The sequence below is a fragment of the Kosakonia sp. S42 genome, assembly GCF_016624785.1.
Classification (GTDB): Bacteria; Pseudomonadota; Gammaproteobacteria; order Enterobacterales; family Enterobacteriaceae; genus Kosakonia; species Kosakonia cowanii.
Genome location: NZ_JACVTW010000028.1, coordinates 15,140 through 30,496, shown reverse-complemented (window position 1 = coordinate 30,496; position 15,357 = coordinate 15,140). Strand labels below are relative to the sequence as shown.

12 protein-coding genes and 6 pseudogenes are annotated in these 15,357 nt (G+C 50.8%); 9 read left to right on the top strand and 9 right to left on the bottom strand.

Annotation, left to right across the window (positions count from 1 at the left end; genetic code table 11):
• Nucleotides 1-152: 152 nt before the first annotated feature.
• The 7 genes and pseudogenes from IAE50_RS21060 to IAE50_RS21030 all read right to left on the bottom strand — a co-directional run bounded on the left by IAE50_RS21060 (nucleotide 153) and on the right by IAE50_RS21030 (nucleotide 5,450).
• Nucleotides 153-407, bottom strand: coding sequence for a Txe/YoeB family addiction module toxin (locus IAE50_RS21060; protein ID WP_200581183.1), 255 nt, complete (start codon nucleotides 405-407; stop codon nucleotides 153-155).
• On the bottom strand, nucleotides 404-655 hold the full coding sequence (gene yefM, locus IAE50_RS21055) for a YoeB-YefM toxin-antitoxin system antitoxin YefM (RefSeq protein ID WP_024176566.1): 252 nt from the start codon (nucleotides 653-655) through the stop codon (nucleotides 404-406). Before yefM ends, IAE50_RS21060 begins: the two co-directional genes overlap by 4 nt.
• 170 nt (nucleotides 656-825) lie before the next feature.
• Nucleotides 826-1,787, bottom strand: a pseudogene (locus IAE50_RS21050) (IS3 family transposase); the annotation flags it as partial.
• A 29-nt stretch (nucleotides 1,788-1,816) separates the two neighbouring features.
• Nucleotides 1,817-3,024, bottom strand: a protein-coding gene (locus tag IAE50_RS21045; protein ID WP_200581182.1) for an IS3 family transposase whose coding sequence is annotated in 2 segments (ribosomal slippage) — nucleotides 1,817-2,703 and nucleotides 2,703-3,024 — 1,209 coding nt in all. Because the reading frame shifts where the segments join, the coding sequence is not laid out codon by codon here.
• Between the two features lie 85 nt (nucleotides 3,025-3,109).
• Nucleotides 3,110-3,511: a thermonuclease family protein gene (locus tag IAE50_RS21040; RefSeq protein ID WP_309228102.1), complete on the bottom strand. Its 402-nt coding sequence runs from the start codon at nucleotides 3,509-3,511 to the stop codon at nucleotides 3,110-3,112.
• Nucleotides 3,512-4,624: 1,113 nt separating this feature from the next.
• Nucleotides 4,625-5,193: pseudogene (locus IAE50_RS26105) on the bottom strand (hypothetical protein); the annotation flags it as partial.
• The gene (locus IAE50_RS21030; RefSeq protein ID WP_200581181.1) at nucleotides 5,181-5,450 is read right to left on the bottom strand and encodes a hypothetical protein; all 270 of its coding nucleotides are present in this window, start codon (nucleotides 5,448-5,450) and stop codon (nucleotides 5,181-5,183) included. The gene IAE50_RS21030 and the pseudogene IAE50_RS26105, both read right to left, overlap by 13 nt.
• 283 nt (nucleotides 5,451-5,733) lie before the next feature.
• Between IAE50_RS21030 and IAE50_RS21025 the strand changes: the two are divergent.
• The 9 genes and pseudogenes from IAE50_RS21025 to IAE50_RS26600 form a co-directional block, all read left to right on the top strand.
• Nucleotides 5,734-6,936 (top strand): annotated as a pseudogene (locus tag IAE50_RS21025) (IS3 family transposase).
• Between the two features lie 497 nt (nucleotides 6,937-7,433).
• Nucleotides 7,434-7,652 (top strand): annotated as a pseudogene (locus IAE50_RS21020) (DDE-type integrase/transposase/recombinase); the annotation flags it as partial.
• A gap of 180 nt (nucleotides 7,653-7,832) precedes the next feature.
• The gene (locus IAE50_RS21015) at nucleotides 7,833-9,044 is read left to right on the top strand and encodes a PfkB family carbohydrate kinase (protein ID WP_200581180.1); all 1,212 of its coding nucleotides are present in this window, start codon (nucleotides 7,833-7,835) and stop codon (nucleotides 9,042-9,044) included.
• Nucleotides 9,045-9,060: 16 nt separating this feature from the next.
• Complete coding sequence (locus IAE50_RS21010; RefSeq protein WP_200581179.1) at nucleotides 9,061-9,984, top strand: dihydrodipicolinate synthase family protein; 924 nt, start codon at nucleotides 9,061-9,063, stop codon at nucleotides 9,982-9,984.
• A 15-nt stretch (nucleotides 9,985-9,999) separates the two neighbouring features.
• Nucleotides 10,000-10,491, top strand: coding sequence for a YhcH/YjgK/YiaL family protein (locus tag IAE50_RS21005; protein ID WP_200581178.1), 492 nt, complete (start codon nucleotides 10,000-10,002; stop codon nucleotides 10,489-10,491).
• Entirely contained in the window at nucleotides 10,488-11,765 is a 1,278-nt protein-coding gene (locus IAE50_RS21000; protein WP_200581177.1) for an MFS transporter, read from the top strand. Before IAE50_RS21005 ends, IAE50_RS21000 begins: the two co-directional genes overlap by 4 nt.
• A gap of 1,474 nt (nucleotides 11,766-13,239) precedes the next feature.
• Nucleotides 13,240-13,380: pseudogene (locus tag IAE50_RS26100) on the top strand (IS3 family transposase); the annotation flags it as partial.
• Between the two features lie 88 nt (nucleotides 13,381-13,468).
• The gene (locus tag IAE50_RS20995; protein ID WP_200581176.1) at nucleotides 13,469-13,789 is read left to right on the top strand and encodes a transposase; all 321 of its coding nucleotides are present in this window, start codon (nucleotides 13,469-13,471) and stop codon (nucleotides 13,787-13,789) included.
• A 26-nt stretch (nucleotides 13,790-13,815) separates the two neighbouring features.
• A pseudogene (locus IAE50_RS26600) lies at nucleotides 13,816-13,968 on the top strand (IS3 family transposase); the annotation flags it as partial.
• 193 nt (nucleotides 13,969-14,161) lie between these two features.
• Here the strand turns inward: IAE50_RS26600 and IAE50_RS20985 are convergent.
• On the bottom strand, nucleotides 14,162-14,359 hold the full coding sequence (locus IAE50_RS20985; protein ID WP_200581175.1) for a hypothetical protein: 198 nt from the start codon (nucleotides 14,357-14,359) through the stop codon (nucleotides 14,162-14,164).
• A 595-nt stretch (nucleotides 14,360-14,954) separates the two neighbouring features.
• On the bottom strand, nucleotides 14,955-15,110 hold the full coding sequence (locus IAE50_RS20980; protein ID WP_200581174.1) for a hypothetical protein: 156 nt from the start codon (nucleotides 15,108-15,110) through the stop codon (nucleotides 14,955-14,957).
• Nucleotides 15,111-15,357 lie beyond the last annotated feature (247 nt).

Genomic DNA, 15,357 nt, shown 5'->3' with positions numbered 1-15,357 from the left:
CCCTTAAATAAAATGTAAATTTTGTCATAAACTAAGCAGATTATCAGCATTCCTGCTGAATGCTTTCTGAACCCGCCGCAAGGTCTAATTAAACATAACATCTCTTAGCGGAAGTTATTAAAAGGCCGCTCGTAAGCAGCCTTCAGACATGTTCAATAGTGATAGCGGCAGGATGCTATCAGCAAGGCATCATCGCTTACGGCATAGACAAGCCGATGTTCAGCTGTGATCCTCCGAGACCAGAACCCCGCAAGGTTGTGCTTCAGAGGTTCGGGCTTTCCCTTCCCCTCAAAAGGCGCCCTGCTGGCATCCTTGGTGAGCTCATTTATTTTTTTTACCGTTTTTTTATCCGTATCCTGCCAGTAAAGATAATCTTCCCATGCTTCAGCAGACCACGTCAGTTTCACTCAATGATTTCCCTTTCCACACCGTTACCGCTTTTAAGGCTTTCTATCGAGTCCATAAGTCTGCGCGCATTTTTCGGAGACCGAAGCAGATATGCAGTCTCTTCAAGTGAGTTGTACTCTTCAAGTGACATCAACACGCATGATTCACCGTTCTGACGGGTGATAAGTACGGGAGCTCTGTCCTCAACCGTTTGCAGCATTGTTGTAGACAGATTCTGTCTTGCTTCACTGTAACTTACTGCTCTCATATAAACCTCCAACAATTGTACATTTCATTGTACAATGATTTTTATAAGGAAGAAAGTCAGCGAATAAGCATTCAAAGCTGCCCCCTGATTTACCATAACTACCCTGTTGCGAATTACGGTTATCCGGGTAGTGTGTTCTTGCCCCGCGGTCTCCAGACAGCTTTTGTATCTTAAGTTAACGATGCCCGCTGGCGTCGATATTCCCTCGGGGAGCGGTATCTCAACGCACTGTGCGGATGGTTCATTATAATGACTGAACGCCGTTGCAAGGTTCTGCAATGCCGTTCGCACATCGGGTTTTGGCATGAACGCGATGTAGTCTTCTTTCATCGTTTTCACGAACCGTTCAGCCATGCCGTTACTCTGTGGGCTGCTCACTGCTGTTGTACAGGCTTCCAGATTCAGCTCTCTCGCGAACTTACGCGTGTCATGTGCCGTATACGCCGAACCGTTATCTGTCAGCCACTGCACCGGTTTATCCGGGAGCCTGGCACCGAAGCGCTTTTCAACCGCACCCAACATCACGTCCTGAACGGTAATACTGTCATAGCCGCCGGTACTCGCAGCCCAGTCTATGGCTTCTCTGTCGCAGCAGTCCAGTGCGAACGTCACCCTTAGCTTGTCACCGTCATCACAACCGAACCCGAAGCCATCGGAGCACCAGCGCATATTACTTTCTGCTACCGCGATCCTGCCTTTATGTTCACGCTTCGGTCTCTCAGGTTTATCATGTAACAACAACAGGTTATGCTCACTCATCACTCGGTAGACTCGTTTGACGTTTACCGGGGGAAGACCTTCACCACTAAGCTGCTTTCGCAATATCGCCCAGGTCCGGCGATAACCATAACTGGGCATATCACTGATAATATTGAGGATGCGTGACAACACCTCCGCATCAGCTTCCTCATTGCATCGGTTAAAGCAACCATCCTGCCAGTCAGCAGAACGATGAACCCGCGGTGATAACTGCGCACGCGACACACCCATAGTGCTGCTGACCTGAGCTATTCTTGTCCTTTGGCAACAAGGGCGCATGCGCTATCCATTTTCGCGACTGTCCATACTCCACGGCCTCTTTGAGGATCTCAACCTCCATCGTCTTCTTACCCGGCAGACGCTGCAGTTCACGAGGAGTTGCCCCCGCTAAAACGGACACGGCTAATTTATAGCGAGTAGCGAACTTCTGTACTCTCCCGGTGACTGCATTTTCAGTCCTTTATGGGGATGCCAGTTATTATAGTCTTCCATCCATTCTGTCAGTTTTTCCATTACGGTCACCGCATCCGGCAGGTCATTCACATACACGTAGTCACGCCTGAACGTTTTCACGAACGATTCCGCCATCCCGTTGCTCTCCGGACTGCGCACGGGCGTCGTACACACGTTGAACCCGGGTGAGGCAGCGAACGTCCTTGTCGCGTCCGCTATGTAGCAACTGCCGTTATCGGTCAGCCACTCAACGGCGTGTGGCAGGTAAAGCGTATTTCCAAAGCGCTTTTCTACACTCTCTGTCAGCAGATCCTGTACCATAACGCTGTTTATACCACCTGTTGTGGCCGGCCAGCAGATGGCTTCACGATCACAGCAGTCAGGGCTGAACACCACCCGCACGACTTCCCGATTCCAGCAGCGGATTTCGAAACCATCTGAACACCAGCGCGTATCCGGCTTAAGTGTCACGACGTTGCCGGTATGACAGCGCTCGGGTTTTTTATGGCCAGATTTTGCCAGTAAAAGGTTATTCGCCTGCATGATCCGGTAAATACGTTTGGGGTTAACCCGCCAGTTCTGTTCCTTCAGCGCACGATTGAGGTGCGCAGTCACGCGACGATAGCCGTTTGTCGCCCACCCGCTGCATATCTGGCGAATAAGCGATAACAGTCGGGCGTCATCGTCTTTGCTGTAGCGGACTGACCGGTGCTGGCGTTTCTCCAGCAACCGGTCATACAGATTCGAACGCGATACACAGAGCACTTCAGCTATCCGGATAAGGGGGTATCGTCCGGTGGCAGCAATGGCATGCGCGATATCAACTTTTTTGCCAGGGCTGTCTCAGGCGCGTCCCGAAGGATTTCGGCTTCCATCGTTTTGCGTCCGGGCATCTGTTCAGGCTGTTTGACTTTTTTCTCCAGCGCTTTGAGCCCGGAGACGCTGACCACCTCGTCGCCTGCGGCGATTGCAGACTTGCCACCCTCGTTCATGAGTCGTTTCCACTTAAAAAGAAGACTGGGTGTGATGCCATATTGCCGGGCAACGAGTGAGACGGTGTAGCCGGGCTGCATGGCGAGCGCAACAAAACGGGCTTTCTCTTCGGGAGTATAACGGCGGCTCTTTTGCCCGCCAGTGATCACTTCGATTCTTTGCACAGGACACTCCTTAAACATAGCTCTATGCCTATGTCTTACTGGTGAAGTGTCCGGTTTAAACGGGGGCTATTGCATCACGTTTGTTTCATTCTTTGGATGCTTGTCGCCAGCGCCAGTGTTCTGTTTGTCCCGGGACTGACCATAGGCCGATATTTTTGCCTCTGGCAGTGCTTTCCAGTTGTTCGTATTGCGGGTTTAATGCCCTGCCATGATAACGGTAAGCCCAGGCCATTCCATTTTTTACCTGGAGTGCATTCACATCAGAGCCTTCCATCCATACCGTCTCGAGCAACCTGCCATACTGGTCATTCTTGTCACCTTCAATCTGAACTGTTTTCTGTGCCAAAAATGAGCTCAGTGCCTGGCGGGAGCGCTGTCCGAATGGTTGATTTTTTTCCGGGGCATCTATACCGGCGAGCCTGATACGGACACTCTGTCCAGAGGCAGACAGAACCTCAATCGTGTCACCATCGAGAATGCGTACCACCCGACCATCAAAATCTGCACGGGCAGTGAAGATGATAAATACACCGAGCAGGATACCGTAACGCCATTGTTTTAATATTAACTCCGAGGTGAGATAAGAGGGGCTGTATAGGTAGGTTTGGTTACTTAATCTCCGGGGACATCAGGCGTGAAATTACACGGGACGCCAGACTGATGTTCAGTCCTGTCATATTGGTGTTCAGTTCTGCGAGCATGCCGGAATGGCTTCGGTTTAAATACGGCAGAAGAGGTACCGGACATCCACCGAATGAGACGACCGTCAGTTGCGCGTTCGCGTCGTTCAGGTTGTCTTTCCCCTGCATAAGATCCTAAAGTATTGCCGTAAGGTAGTGTGGTGATGCAGCAACGACAAATTGATCTTCGGGAAATCTATACATTAGCTTTGACAACGAGTTACAACGACCTTTAATAGGCGGCTTTTCTGTCAGTTTTTTCCAGACTTCGGAACCCTGGAAGGGCATCATCCGGAAAGTAGCCTCATAAGGGACAGCAGGATCGGTCGCATGGCGCAGGCCAAGTCCAACTGAAATGATCCACAGTTCCAGATCGGAATGGCGAGTGGCCACTTTCCGTGCCCGCGACCAGTGAAGCCCACGGTAAAGGTGTGCGGCTGGTAGTATCGTGCAAACGTTGCGTAGCAAGTTCCTTCAGGCAGACAGAGCTACATCAACCCCAGGCAACTGGTACAGAAACACTGTTTCCCCAGCTGGGGTGGTTTTTCCTGCAGAACATGTCGTGATCAGATGAACTCTCATTTTACCTGTTTCTGCCAGCGAACGGTTGTAGCAAAGTCTTTTGCATTTTCCCTGCCGAACGTCTCTTCAAGGTACATCAGCGCCGGCAGAGCCTCCTCCCGGGAGCGGTCACTGTAAAAATCAAACATTCTGGCGTTCTCCCCGATCGCCAGCCACTGCAGACGCTGCTGCCAGCTTTCATACGGGCTGCGGGACGGGGAAAACATCAGGGTTTCCAGGCTGCCACGATCGCAGTGAATGTGCCAGCGGGCCAGCCGGGCCAGGAGGTCATTAAGGGCTTTACGCTCCTGGATCTCCGTCTGCGGTCCGGTATCCTCCAGTGTGGTCACGGCCGGAACCCGACCCTCATTAACCTGAACATGTCCTGGGAGACCGGCGGCGAGACAAATCTGGTACCACGTGGCCACCTGAAGCGCATCACCTGCCAGATACTCCACGTAGCCGCCGGCGCGCGTCAGCTGCAGGCAGGTACACCCGTCTAGTCGTACCACAAAATCGCCTCGGCATGCCAGGTACGGCCTGCCATCAATCATCACCTCAGTGTCGGTATCGGGCACCGGATGTCATATACCGGCAGCACGCGGACATCGGTGGCACGCTGCTCCGCCCGATTCCGTTCCCGTTCGGTACCGAGTAACGGGGTGGCCAGCTCACGACCGGTATCCGTCAGCTCGACGGCCAGTTGCAGGTTCGGTGCGCGCAGTAGGCGCAGCCAGCCCGCGGCTTCCATCCGCCGGCAGGAGGCGCGCAGGCTGTTGCCGTACACCGGCCGATCGCCACCTTCGGCCAGCATGCGCTCCAGGTCACGGGTACGTACCGGTCCGGGTACGGCGTCATCGAGGGTGGCCAGCACGATGAGAATACTCCGCTGCAGTGACGATAGCTGGCGGGACATTACGGCTGCCATGAGCGTTGCTCTGCAGTAGGCGCACGCAGGATAATCTCAGTCAGCCTCAGCTGGTCCCTGTCGATGATGTCGTCAGGTGCACGACCCGCCAGTGCTAGGCAGTACCAGAATTCAATGGCACTGCGTGCCCGGGCAATCTCCGCATCGGCATCATTGCAGTCCGCACGGTTTGCCCGTTCAAGACATCCGTTAACAAAATCTTCCGTGTCGCCGGTCATCGTTTCATAGCTGAGGCGAAAGTATACTTTATCACCCATTCTGCACGCTCCGTCTGATTATTTACCGTAAGGGGTAAATCATACATGGGTTTATTTTGTATTAGTCATATCAGATATTAATATATGTTTTATGATAAATATCATATCTCATATTATTTATTCGCCATTAATTTAAATCATACCTCTTACCTCTTACCTCTTACCTCTTACCTCTTACCTCTTACCTCTTACTGATGTAGCCCCCTGAAACACCAGACAGTAGCTGTATCTCCAGATAAGAGATAGGCTTGAATATATGTCTAACACTAACGCCAATTTTGAGATGACCGGGATCCTGTTAGGGCAAGAAGTCCGTAAACGTAAAACTCCTCAGGAGAAGATCGCCATTATCCAGCAGACTATGGAACCCGGTATGACCGTGTCTCATGTCGCACGCCTGCATGGCATCAATGCAAATCAGATATTCAAATGGCGCAGGCAATATGAAGACGGTTCGCTGACGGCTGTTGCATCAGGCGAAGAGTGGTGCCGGCCTCCGGGCTCGCTGCCGCCAATAAGCAAATCCGTGAGCTCCAGCGCCTTCCGGGCAAAAAAACGATGGAAACCGGGATCCTTAAAGAGGCCGTGGAGTTCGGTCGGGCAAAAAAATGGATTGCGCACGCGCCCTTGTTGCCCGGGGACGACGACTGACCGACGTCTGCCGGAGTACTGGTGTGTCGCGTGCGCAACTGAGCATCAGGGTTCACCGGCCCTCTGACTGGCAGGATCACAGACGGCAGCCCCGCTCTGACGATACCATCGTACTATCCCGGATAAACATGGCGGTGGCTGACCTGCCGACGTATGGTTATCGCCGTGTGTGGGCGCTGCTGCGACGGGAGTCAGAGCGGGAAGGCCTGCCTGTGGTTAATGCGAAGCGGGTGTATCGCATTATGAGGACACATAATCTGCTTCCTGAACGTAAACCCGCTGATCCTTGCCGTAAGCGGGCCCATAAGGGGCGCGTAGCAGTGCTGAAAGTGACCGGCGCTGGTGCTCAGATGGCTTTGAGTTCCGCTGTGACAATGGCGAAAAGCTGCGGGTGACCTTCGCGCAGGACTGCTGTGACAGGGAGATAATCGACTGGGCAGCCAGTACCGGGGGCTATGACAAAGAAACGGTGCAGGATGTCATGTTGGGTGCGGTAGAAAAACGCTTCGGAAGGGAGTTGCCCACAGCGTCGCTGGAATGGCTGACGGATAACGGTTCAGCGTACAGGGCGCATGAAACGCGGGCGTTCGCCCGGTTGCCGGGACTGGAGCCTTGCACGACAGCAGTGCGAAGCCCGGAAAGCAACGGCATAGCAGAAAGCTTCGTGAAGACGATAAAACGGGACTACATCAGCATCATGCCGAAACCGGACAGCCAGGCAGCGGTGATGAATCTGGCGGTGGCGTTCAATCATTACAACGAACATCATCCGCATAGTGCACTGGGATATCGCTCCCCACGGGAATATATACGCAGGAAGTTATCGCAATCATAGAGAGCAAAAACGTCTGGATACATAGGGTCAAATCCACCACTCCACAGGGCGGCGATCGAAAGCAAAAAAACCGGATATCTCATTTTCATTTCTTAATGCTTAATGTTTTCGCAATCATACGGATACAGGCAACAGTGTTGCCTGTTAATAGGGATATTCCCCGCTCCGGATGCAGAGATCCCCTAGTAATAGGGCTGTATAAAAAACAAGTATTTAAATGTGATCTAAATCACATTATTTAATTAATTGAAGTACGTAAGGGATCCTTTTCGGTGGGCTTTGCGGTCTGCCGGGGAGAAAGGTACAGGCATCCGTAACCGGCCCGGCGAGGCGCAGGGGGCTCCGAACTTCCCCATCTTCAACGATATCTGGCTCTTCTGCGTCGTTGATGCTCATGCGGGAGGGCGTTGCTGTGGCACAAATGGACATTAATGCCCAACATAATGCCTCTATCCTGAATTACTACTCTGTACGCTTCGCAGTGTGCCAGACTGTCAAAGCAGAACAAACACCGGAATAACGTGGCTAAATGTGATCACGGGAAGCTGAAAAGAATAATCAGCATCACCCCGGGATGTAAATCGATGAAAGCAGCGCATGTCACGATCAAAGGTATTGAGGTCATACGTATCCTGCGCAAAGGCCAGGCCGACTCATTTTATTTCGGGCATCCCTTGGGCGAGAGGCGTCTGGTAAGCAGAGTCTTTGACATGTAAGGCCTTTCAATCAACCAAAAATTAGCTCATCGCAAGCTTTACAACAGTGTCCGGGTAACTGCATCTGACAACTCCTTTCGCTATTTTTGTTTGCTTCCGTTTCGTCTGGAAACATGGGATTAATGTCACTCTTCCGGCCTTGGTCGGCTCGTATACTACAATAGTGATTCGGAGTTCATTATGTTTCTTGAAGAACGTAGAAAGTTTATTTTGCGATATTTAGATGAGCATGAGCGTGGTTACGTAAATTATTTTTCCGCTCATTTTAATGTCACAAAAGAAACGATACGCAGTGATTTAAATACTCTTGCAGAGATGGGTCTGGTGCAGCGCTGCTACGGCGGAGCAATTATTTCACGCCGTAGTTTGCTGTCCGAACTTATTTCTGAAACCGGTGATAGTTTTGAGGTGCTACTGCAATCTATTAATCACCGTAAATCACCCAGTGATGAGCGACAGAAAGGAAAATTTATGCAGGGTAAGGTATGTGTATTTGGCTCGTTCAATGTTGACATTGTGGCTAAGGTTGAACGCTTCCCACGGGGAGGAGAGTCGCTAATGGCGCTGGGCAGCAATCTGGGGCCAGGCGGGAAAGGGGCTAACCAGGCAACGGCCGCAAGTAAAGCCGGTGCTCAGGTACATTTTGTCGCAAAGGTGGGTAAAGATCAGTTCAGTAACTTAGCCGCGGATCACCTAACTCGCTCTGCAATTCACTCTTACACGCTTTATCAATCAGACAGTGAACCAACCGGTAATGCGATTATTTATGTTTCTCAGGAAAATGGCGAAAATATGATTGCTATTCATTCTGGGGCAAATAAGACTATTACCCATAATGAAATTCAGGCAATGATTCCGGAATTATCTTCGTCTGACGTTTTACTGGTTCAGTTGGAGAATAATTTCGATGCCACTCATTCGATCATTAAGATAGCTCACGAACTGGATAAGCGAGTGATTCTGAATCCTGCTCCTTATTCTGCTGAAATTTTATCCAGCATTCCCTTTGTAGATGTGATTACGCCGAATGAAACGGAGGCATCTTTATTGTCGGGTATCGACATTAACGATCTTGATACGGCAAAAGAAGCGGCCCTGCGCATTGCCGGACTGGGAGCCAGGAAAGTGCTGATTACAATGGGGTCGCGTGGTGCACTGCTGCTGGACAACCGCCAGTTTAGCCATATCCGCGCCTTCCCTGCCGTCACCGTGGATACCACCGGTGCTGGCGATGCTTTTAACGGTGCGCTAGCCGCCTCGCTGGCCGCCGGGAACAGTCTGGTGCAGGCCACAACCTGGGCTTCCGCCTTCGCCTCTCTGGCCGTTGAGCTGGAAGGAGCATCCAACATGCCTGATTTCGAACAGGCAAACGCACGACTCCGTACCCTCTGAACTCAGGAAAAATAATATGAAAACGATCAACGGTATTGTTCCGGTAATGCTGACGCCATTTACAGCTGACGATCAGATTGATTATCCGGCGCTGGCGAAATTAATCGACTGGTATCTGGAGAAGGGGGTTGATGCGCTGTTTGCCGTCTGCCAGTCAAGCGAAATGCAGTTCCTTTCTTTAGAGGAACGTGTTGGGCTGGCGCGCTTTGTGGTACAGCACGTTAATGGACGCATTCCGGTTATCGCCTCAGGTCATATCAGCGATGATATTGTAGCACAAAAAGCCGAGCTGCTGGCGATGGCGCAGACCGGTATTGATGCTCTGGTACTGGTGACCAACCATCTCGATCCGCGTAACGAGGGCAGCGAAGTCTTCTACGCTACGCTCAATACGCTGCTGGATACGCTGCCGACCCCTCTGCCGCTTGGCCTTTACGAGTGTCCGGCACCATATCGTCGCCTGCTAAGCGATGATGAATTTACCTGGTGCGCCAACAGCGGCCGTTTCATTGTGCTGAAGGATGTGAGCTGCGATCTGCCGACCATTGAACGTCGCGTACGTCTGGCTCAGGGGACACCGCTCAACGTCATTAACGCCAACGCGGCGATTGCCTGGCCGGCGATCCTGGCGGGTTCGCAGGGCTTTAGCGGCGTATTTACCAACTTCCATCCTGAACTGTACAGCTGGTTATGGCGGGAAGGGAAAAACCAGCGTGCGCTGGCCGATGAACTGGCGATTTTCCTTTCACTGGGAGCCGTGACCGAAACGCTAGGCTATCCGAAAAACGCCAAAATTTATCATCAGTGCCTCGGAACCTTTGACGGTATCACCTGCCGGGTTAACAAGGATGATGTGCTGAATAAGTTCTGGGGGCTGACGGTGATCCTCGACCAGATTCGTGCCGGAACCGAACAATGGCGTCAGCGTATCGCTGGCTAAGCAGAGGATGTCATTATGATCATAACCATTATGAAGGCATGGCCTGCGCAGGAATCAGCTTACCATCCGGTGATCCGTCAGGCGCTGGTTTTTCTTGCGCAGAATGATTTTCAGGATTTCGTTCCGGGCAAAATCGACCTGATCCCTGATAAGCTGTTCTGCCTGCTGCAGGAGATGGACAGCGTACCTTATGAAGAGGTGTATCCGGAGTCACACCGTCAGTTTATCGATATTCAGTATTTGATCTCGGGTCATGAGCGAATGGGCGTCAGCCGTGTAGAAAGTGGTCTGCATACCGTTGTTGATGACCGTACGCCGCAGCATGACATCATATTCTGGCAAGTTGAAGAAGAAGAAATGCAGGTGACGTTAAAGCCCAGTATGTTCGCGATTTTCTTTCCGCAAGATATTCATCGTCCGTGCTGCCATTCGCAGGGGGGTGAGGTTAATCATCTGCGCAAGGTGGTTGTCAAAATCGATCGTGCGTTACTGGAGGAGACAGTATGAGCACAGTGAATCCGGCTTCCGCCACGGCAATTGCGCCACCGAAGCTCTCCCGCCGTCGCTGGGGAATTATTTTAATTCTGCTCCTGGCTGCGGTGGTGAACTACCTTGACCGCGCCAACCTGAGTATCGCCAATACCACTATTTCGAAAGAGTTTGGTTTCTCCGGCACTCAAATGGGCCTGCTGCTGTCGGCGTTCCTCTGGCCTTATGCACTGGCTAACCTGCCCGCCGGATGGCTGGTAGACCGCTTTGGTCCGAAGAAGATGTTCACCGGTGCGTTGACGCTTTGGTCCGCCGTGAGCTTCCTGATGGGATTTGTGAACACCTACAGTTTTTTCTACGGTCTGCGGGTACTGTTAGGGGTTGCAGAGTCCCCGTTTTTTACCTCGGGTATCAAGATCACCCAAAGCTGGTTTTCGGATAAAGAGCGCGGCCTGCCGACATCGGTCATCAATACCGGCTCGCAAATAGCTAATGCCATTGCTCCGCCGCTGCTGACTGTTCTGCTGCTGTGGGTAGGCTGGCGCGGGATGTTTATCGCCGTAGGTCTGTTGGGGATTCCGTTAGTACTGGCGTGGTTGAGGTTTTATCGCGATCCGGATGCGCGGGAAGCGATGCTGATCCATACCGGTAAAGTAGCCATTACCACAGTGGATAAACCGCAGGTAAACTGGGGCGACCTGTTCCGCAATAAAACTACCTGGCTGATGATTTTCGGCAACTTCTGCATCATGTTTACTATCTGGGTTTATCTGACATGGCTGCCGGGTTATCTGGAAACATCGCTGGGCTTTAGCCTGAAGCAGACGGGCCTGATCGCATCGATTCCGTTCTTCGCCGGTATTCTTGGTGTGCTGTGCGGCGGGATGCTCTCTGACCGTCTGGTGCGCAAAGGGATTAATGCGGTAACGGCGCGCAAGGTGCCTATTGTGCTGGGTGCGGCGATGGCGGCCTGTTTTGTGATGCCAATTCCGTTTGTCAGTAACAGCGGTACTGCGATTACGCTATTGACGCTGGGCTATTTCTGCTCGCAAATGCCATCCGGAGTTATCTGGGCGCTGGCAACAGATATGGCACCAAAAGAGCAGGTTGCTTCCCTCGGTGCGATCCAGAACTTTGGCGGTTTCCTCGGTGCAGCGCTGGCACCAGTAATCACCGGGATTATCCTTGATGCTACCGGCCAGTTCACCAACATCTTTATTCTCGGCGGCTGCCTGCTGTTCCTTGGTGCCAGTCTTTATGGTTTCTTTGTACGTAAACCGCTGGCACAGTAGTTCTCTCCACAGACAAAGCGCTGGCCGGCGCTTTGTCTGTCTTACCAGAATTCATTCGTATTCAGTGCATTGCTTATGGTGATTCAGTTTCCGATATACTTTTTTTTCATATCCTGAATAATACAGTTTCAGTCAATGGGGAAAATATCATTTTATGATCTGGCATAAATTATTGTAAAAAAAATTTTGATGGAAGCTTATCCTCTTGCAAGGAAATATCTTACTCTTGATCAAGGTAAAGTCTAACACCACTATTTGGCTTATTTGTTGAAAACAGTCTTCTTGGTCAGTAAACACAGGAATTCACCGAATAAATATAACGTTATTATATTAAAAACAAAATTGTTTCAGCTGCTGTGTTCGGGGGTGTTATTCCTGAACATATATAATATTCCGGATGCATGAAACTGGGTAGTATTCGTTCGGCTGAATTTTTTTCAGTATTGAGACCGGCAATTTATCGTACGTTTCTCGTGTCAAAAAAAATATTCATAATTCCAGTAATTAGATGTTATCCCCGGATTAAATCCGGAGATAACCCATCAAATGAGTCCTTTCTGGATAATGTCAGGCTTGATCAATAATTCATTAATTCTTTCCCACAGGTTAATATCAAAATCATACTGCATTTAGCTGATATATTCAGCTTTCAGCACCCGCGCTGAAAGCTCACAACGTTCTATCCGTATGGACAGACCATCTGCGTCCCGCCACTCAGGGGGATCTATCACACAAAATTTCTTATATGATCTGATCACTGTGTGGATCAGGTTGTCTGTGGAACGTTTCCTGCCGAATGGGACAGCTAAAACAATCCTCCGGAAGTGAGGACAACTGTCCTTCGTTACAAAAACTCTTGCCACAATAAGGTTTTTACCTGACAGCAAGCTGTAACTCACTGTTATATGGCATTCAGGAATCAACGAAATGGAAAATATCCGGAAACTGGCCCACGATCAGAAAGCGCTGATGACTCTGCTTACAGATGCCTGCCGGCCAGGATGGAGCATGCACCGCATGAAATTCACGAAACCGGGCTGCTGCCCGGTTTATACCAGATCCACACCGGGCGATCACCGCGCGGTCAGGAACGCCCGGGCACTTCTGCGGCGTTCCGGGGGGAAGGATGACGATAAATGAGGATGAATTTTTGATGATAGCGTCCTGCCGCTTTCCATCAGCGGGATTTCTCAGGCTGCAGGTCAGATTAATGAACAGGTTCTGCGGGAAAGGCCGCTTTTGCGCTGGGGGTGACTCAGGGGCGGGTCACGCCTGAACAGGCTGATCGTAACCCAATAGCTATTTTTTTAACACCCGCTAGCAGGAGAAGTATATCAGTGTTACGTGGCCGCCATGTATGAGCAGATCATGTCTGACGCTGTTTGCCGTCCAGCTGATGGCTCAGATTTACCCCGTTAATGCTGAACCGCCCGGGAATCCTAGAGACTAAGCTCCCTGAGAGAGAGGCAACAGGATGACAAAAAATAATCATTTTTTCCCCGAGGTACCTCAGCGTGCCATCTGCCTGATTTTTGAAAACCAGCATGAGTACAGTTCGCAGTGGGCAGCGATCTGTCCCATTGCCCAGATTGGTTGTTCCCCTGAGACGCTCAGGGGTAAGCGCACCGCCTGAGACGTCTTTGGGAAGGTAAGGAGGAAACGCTAACTTAGACGCCCATCTGAAACAAACGGACATCTAGGTTATGGAGTCTGAAACCCAGACCTGGCGGACCGAACCCCGCAGCGTTTATTCCAATGATTTCAAACTCCGACTGATCGAGCTGGCCACCCGCCCGGACGCTAATGCCGCCGATATTGCCCGGGCGCACGGGGTCAATGACAATGTCCTGTTTAAATGGGTCCGCCTCTGCCAAAGAGAGGGGTGGGTATCCCGCCACTTGCCGGCCACCGGCATACAGCCCGCTGCACTGCCGGTCGAAATCCTGCCGGATCCTGCCCGGCAGACGGCGTCACAAAATGCCCGGGGGACGATAACAATCTGCTCACTGACGCTGCGCCAATAAACGTACAGAGATTGGATAGCCGACAAGAGCGCTATGCCCGAGGCGGAGATGGTGAGCTTGCCACCACCGAATGTCAGCGGCTGAAAGAGCTGGAACGCGAAAACCGTGAGCTACGGCGCAGCAACGATATCCTGAATCAGGCCTCCGTCTGTGCTCAAATTATAGAGCAGGATCGTCTACCGGGGAGGGGTTAGTTCAGTTCTTAAATTTTCTAGTGGCTCTAATAGCGATAAATATTTTGTTGTTAATAACGAAGCAATTATCGTTGCTTTTCCATGAATCTAATCAAGTGTTTCTTTCCTCCAAGAGTGAATTACGGATAAAAAGGCTCGCAGTCTTAACTCAACCCGGCCCATCCAGCGCTCCGGGTTTTTATGAACTGAACATCAATATCTTCTCTGCCATGCGGTACGCGCGTCGCTTTGACGCAGGCGCTGCGCCCATCCTGGTCATCAGAATAAAAGTAAGCGTTTTTTCGTTGACAGGTTGACCGGATGTTTTGAGGGCCACTACGGCACTTCCCAGCAAAAGAAGTGCCTCATCATAGATGGTTTCGTCACCTTCCTTCATACATGCTCTCTTCACTGATGACTGTAAACATCATGACTGTACCACGCCGAGACTCAGGAACGGAACGCTTTAAAAAAAAATACAGAGGTGTAAAATGGCCGTTCCAGAGGTAGTTTTATGCACTGTGGTTTTATTATTTTCGCCCGCGCCACCGCGGGCTTTTTTTTGCATTTCGTGCTTCACAGTTTGATACTGCGCGACAAGGGTCTATATTTTAACCATAATAAAAAAATGCGTATTCGTGAGTTAACCCGCGTATCCACTACCCGATACAGGAGGCGCGGGTCTTTTTTTCATAGCTATCTATGCTGAACGGGCATAAAGTTACGTTATGCAAAGTTTTCTGAGCGAATAATAAGGGCTGTTGTATGTACCAGTATTTGTCCCGCCCGGACGCTACCTGAAGCCCCCTAATGACGGGATTTTTTTATTTCGCAGGGTGTTCTGACCAGCTGGTGTCCGGTACGGTCGACAGGTCCGGCGCATCAGTATAATCCAGCCAGAAAGTATAGCGTTTTTTCTCATCGTCATTATCTGACCCAGCGCTGCTTCTTCCGTCCACCGCTTGCTGTTGGTATAACTCACAGCCCTCCCTTCATTTAACAATTTCTTTTTTGTTTCCGCACCATGCAAAGCTCTTTCTCAGACCAGTAACCCAGGCTGGATCACTCTTGCCGCCAGTGCCAAATTGTTTATCCGTAGGTGGCGAAACGATATATTTATCGCGCGCCTCGTCAGCGGCTTCTTTCACATCGCCAGGTAGTGAACCAACCTTAATGTTACTAGGCTGTGTTCCTTAATATCCTGAGCTATAGTAACTACCTATTTCCCCGATACATTGAGCTATGGCCCGTTACGATCTCCCCGATAAAGCATCGGGGCAATGCTGAACGTACCTAGCAGCTTCGGCGCTATACCTCTAACAACAATGCTTGTTTTGAGCGGATTTTGTTTTTCATGATTGTGGTGCATTTATTACCATTTTAGGTTATTTTTGC

Bases quoted from the DNA above. Each gene is read 5' to 3' on its own strand.
- IAE50_RS20985 (WP_200581175.1), bottom strand. From the start codon at position 14,359: ATGAAGGAAGGTGACGAAACCATCTATGATGAGGCACTTCTTTTGCTG.
- IAE50_RS21015 (WP_200581180.1), top strand. From the start codon at position 7,833: ATGTTTCTTGAAGAACGTAGAAAGTTTATTTTGCGATATTTAGATGAG.
- IAE50_RS20995 (WP_200581176.1), top strand. From the start codon at position 13,469: ATGGAGTCTGAAACCCAGACCTGGCGGACCGAACCCCGCAGCGTTTAT.
- yefM (WP_024176566.1), bottom strand. From the start codon at position 655: ATGAGAGCAGTAAGTTACAGTGAAGCAAGACAGAATCTGTCTACAACA.
- IAE50_RS21005 (WP_200581178.1), top strand. From the start codon at position 10,000: ATGATCATAACCATTATGAAGGCATGGCCTGCGCAGGAATCAGCTTAC.
- IAE50_RS21030 (WP_200581181.1), bottom strand. From the start codon at position 5,450: ATGGGTGATAAAGTATACTTTCGCCTCAGCTATGAAACGATGACCGGC.
- IAE50_RS21000 (WP_200581177.1), top strand. From the start codon at position 10,488: ATGAGCACAGTGAATCCGGCTTCCGCCACGGCAATTGCGCCACCGAAG.
- IAE50_RS21010 (WP_200581179.1), top strand. From the start codon at position 9,061: ATGAAAACGATCAACGGTATTGTTCCGGTAATGCTGACGCCATTTACA.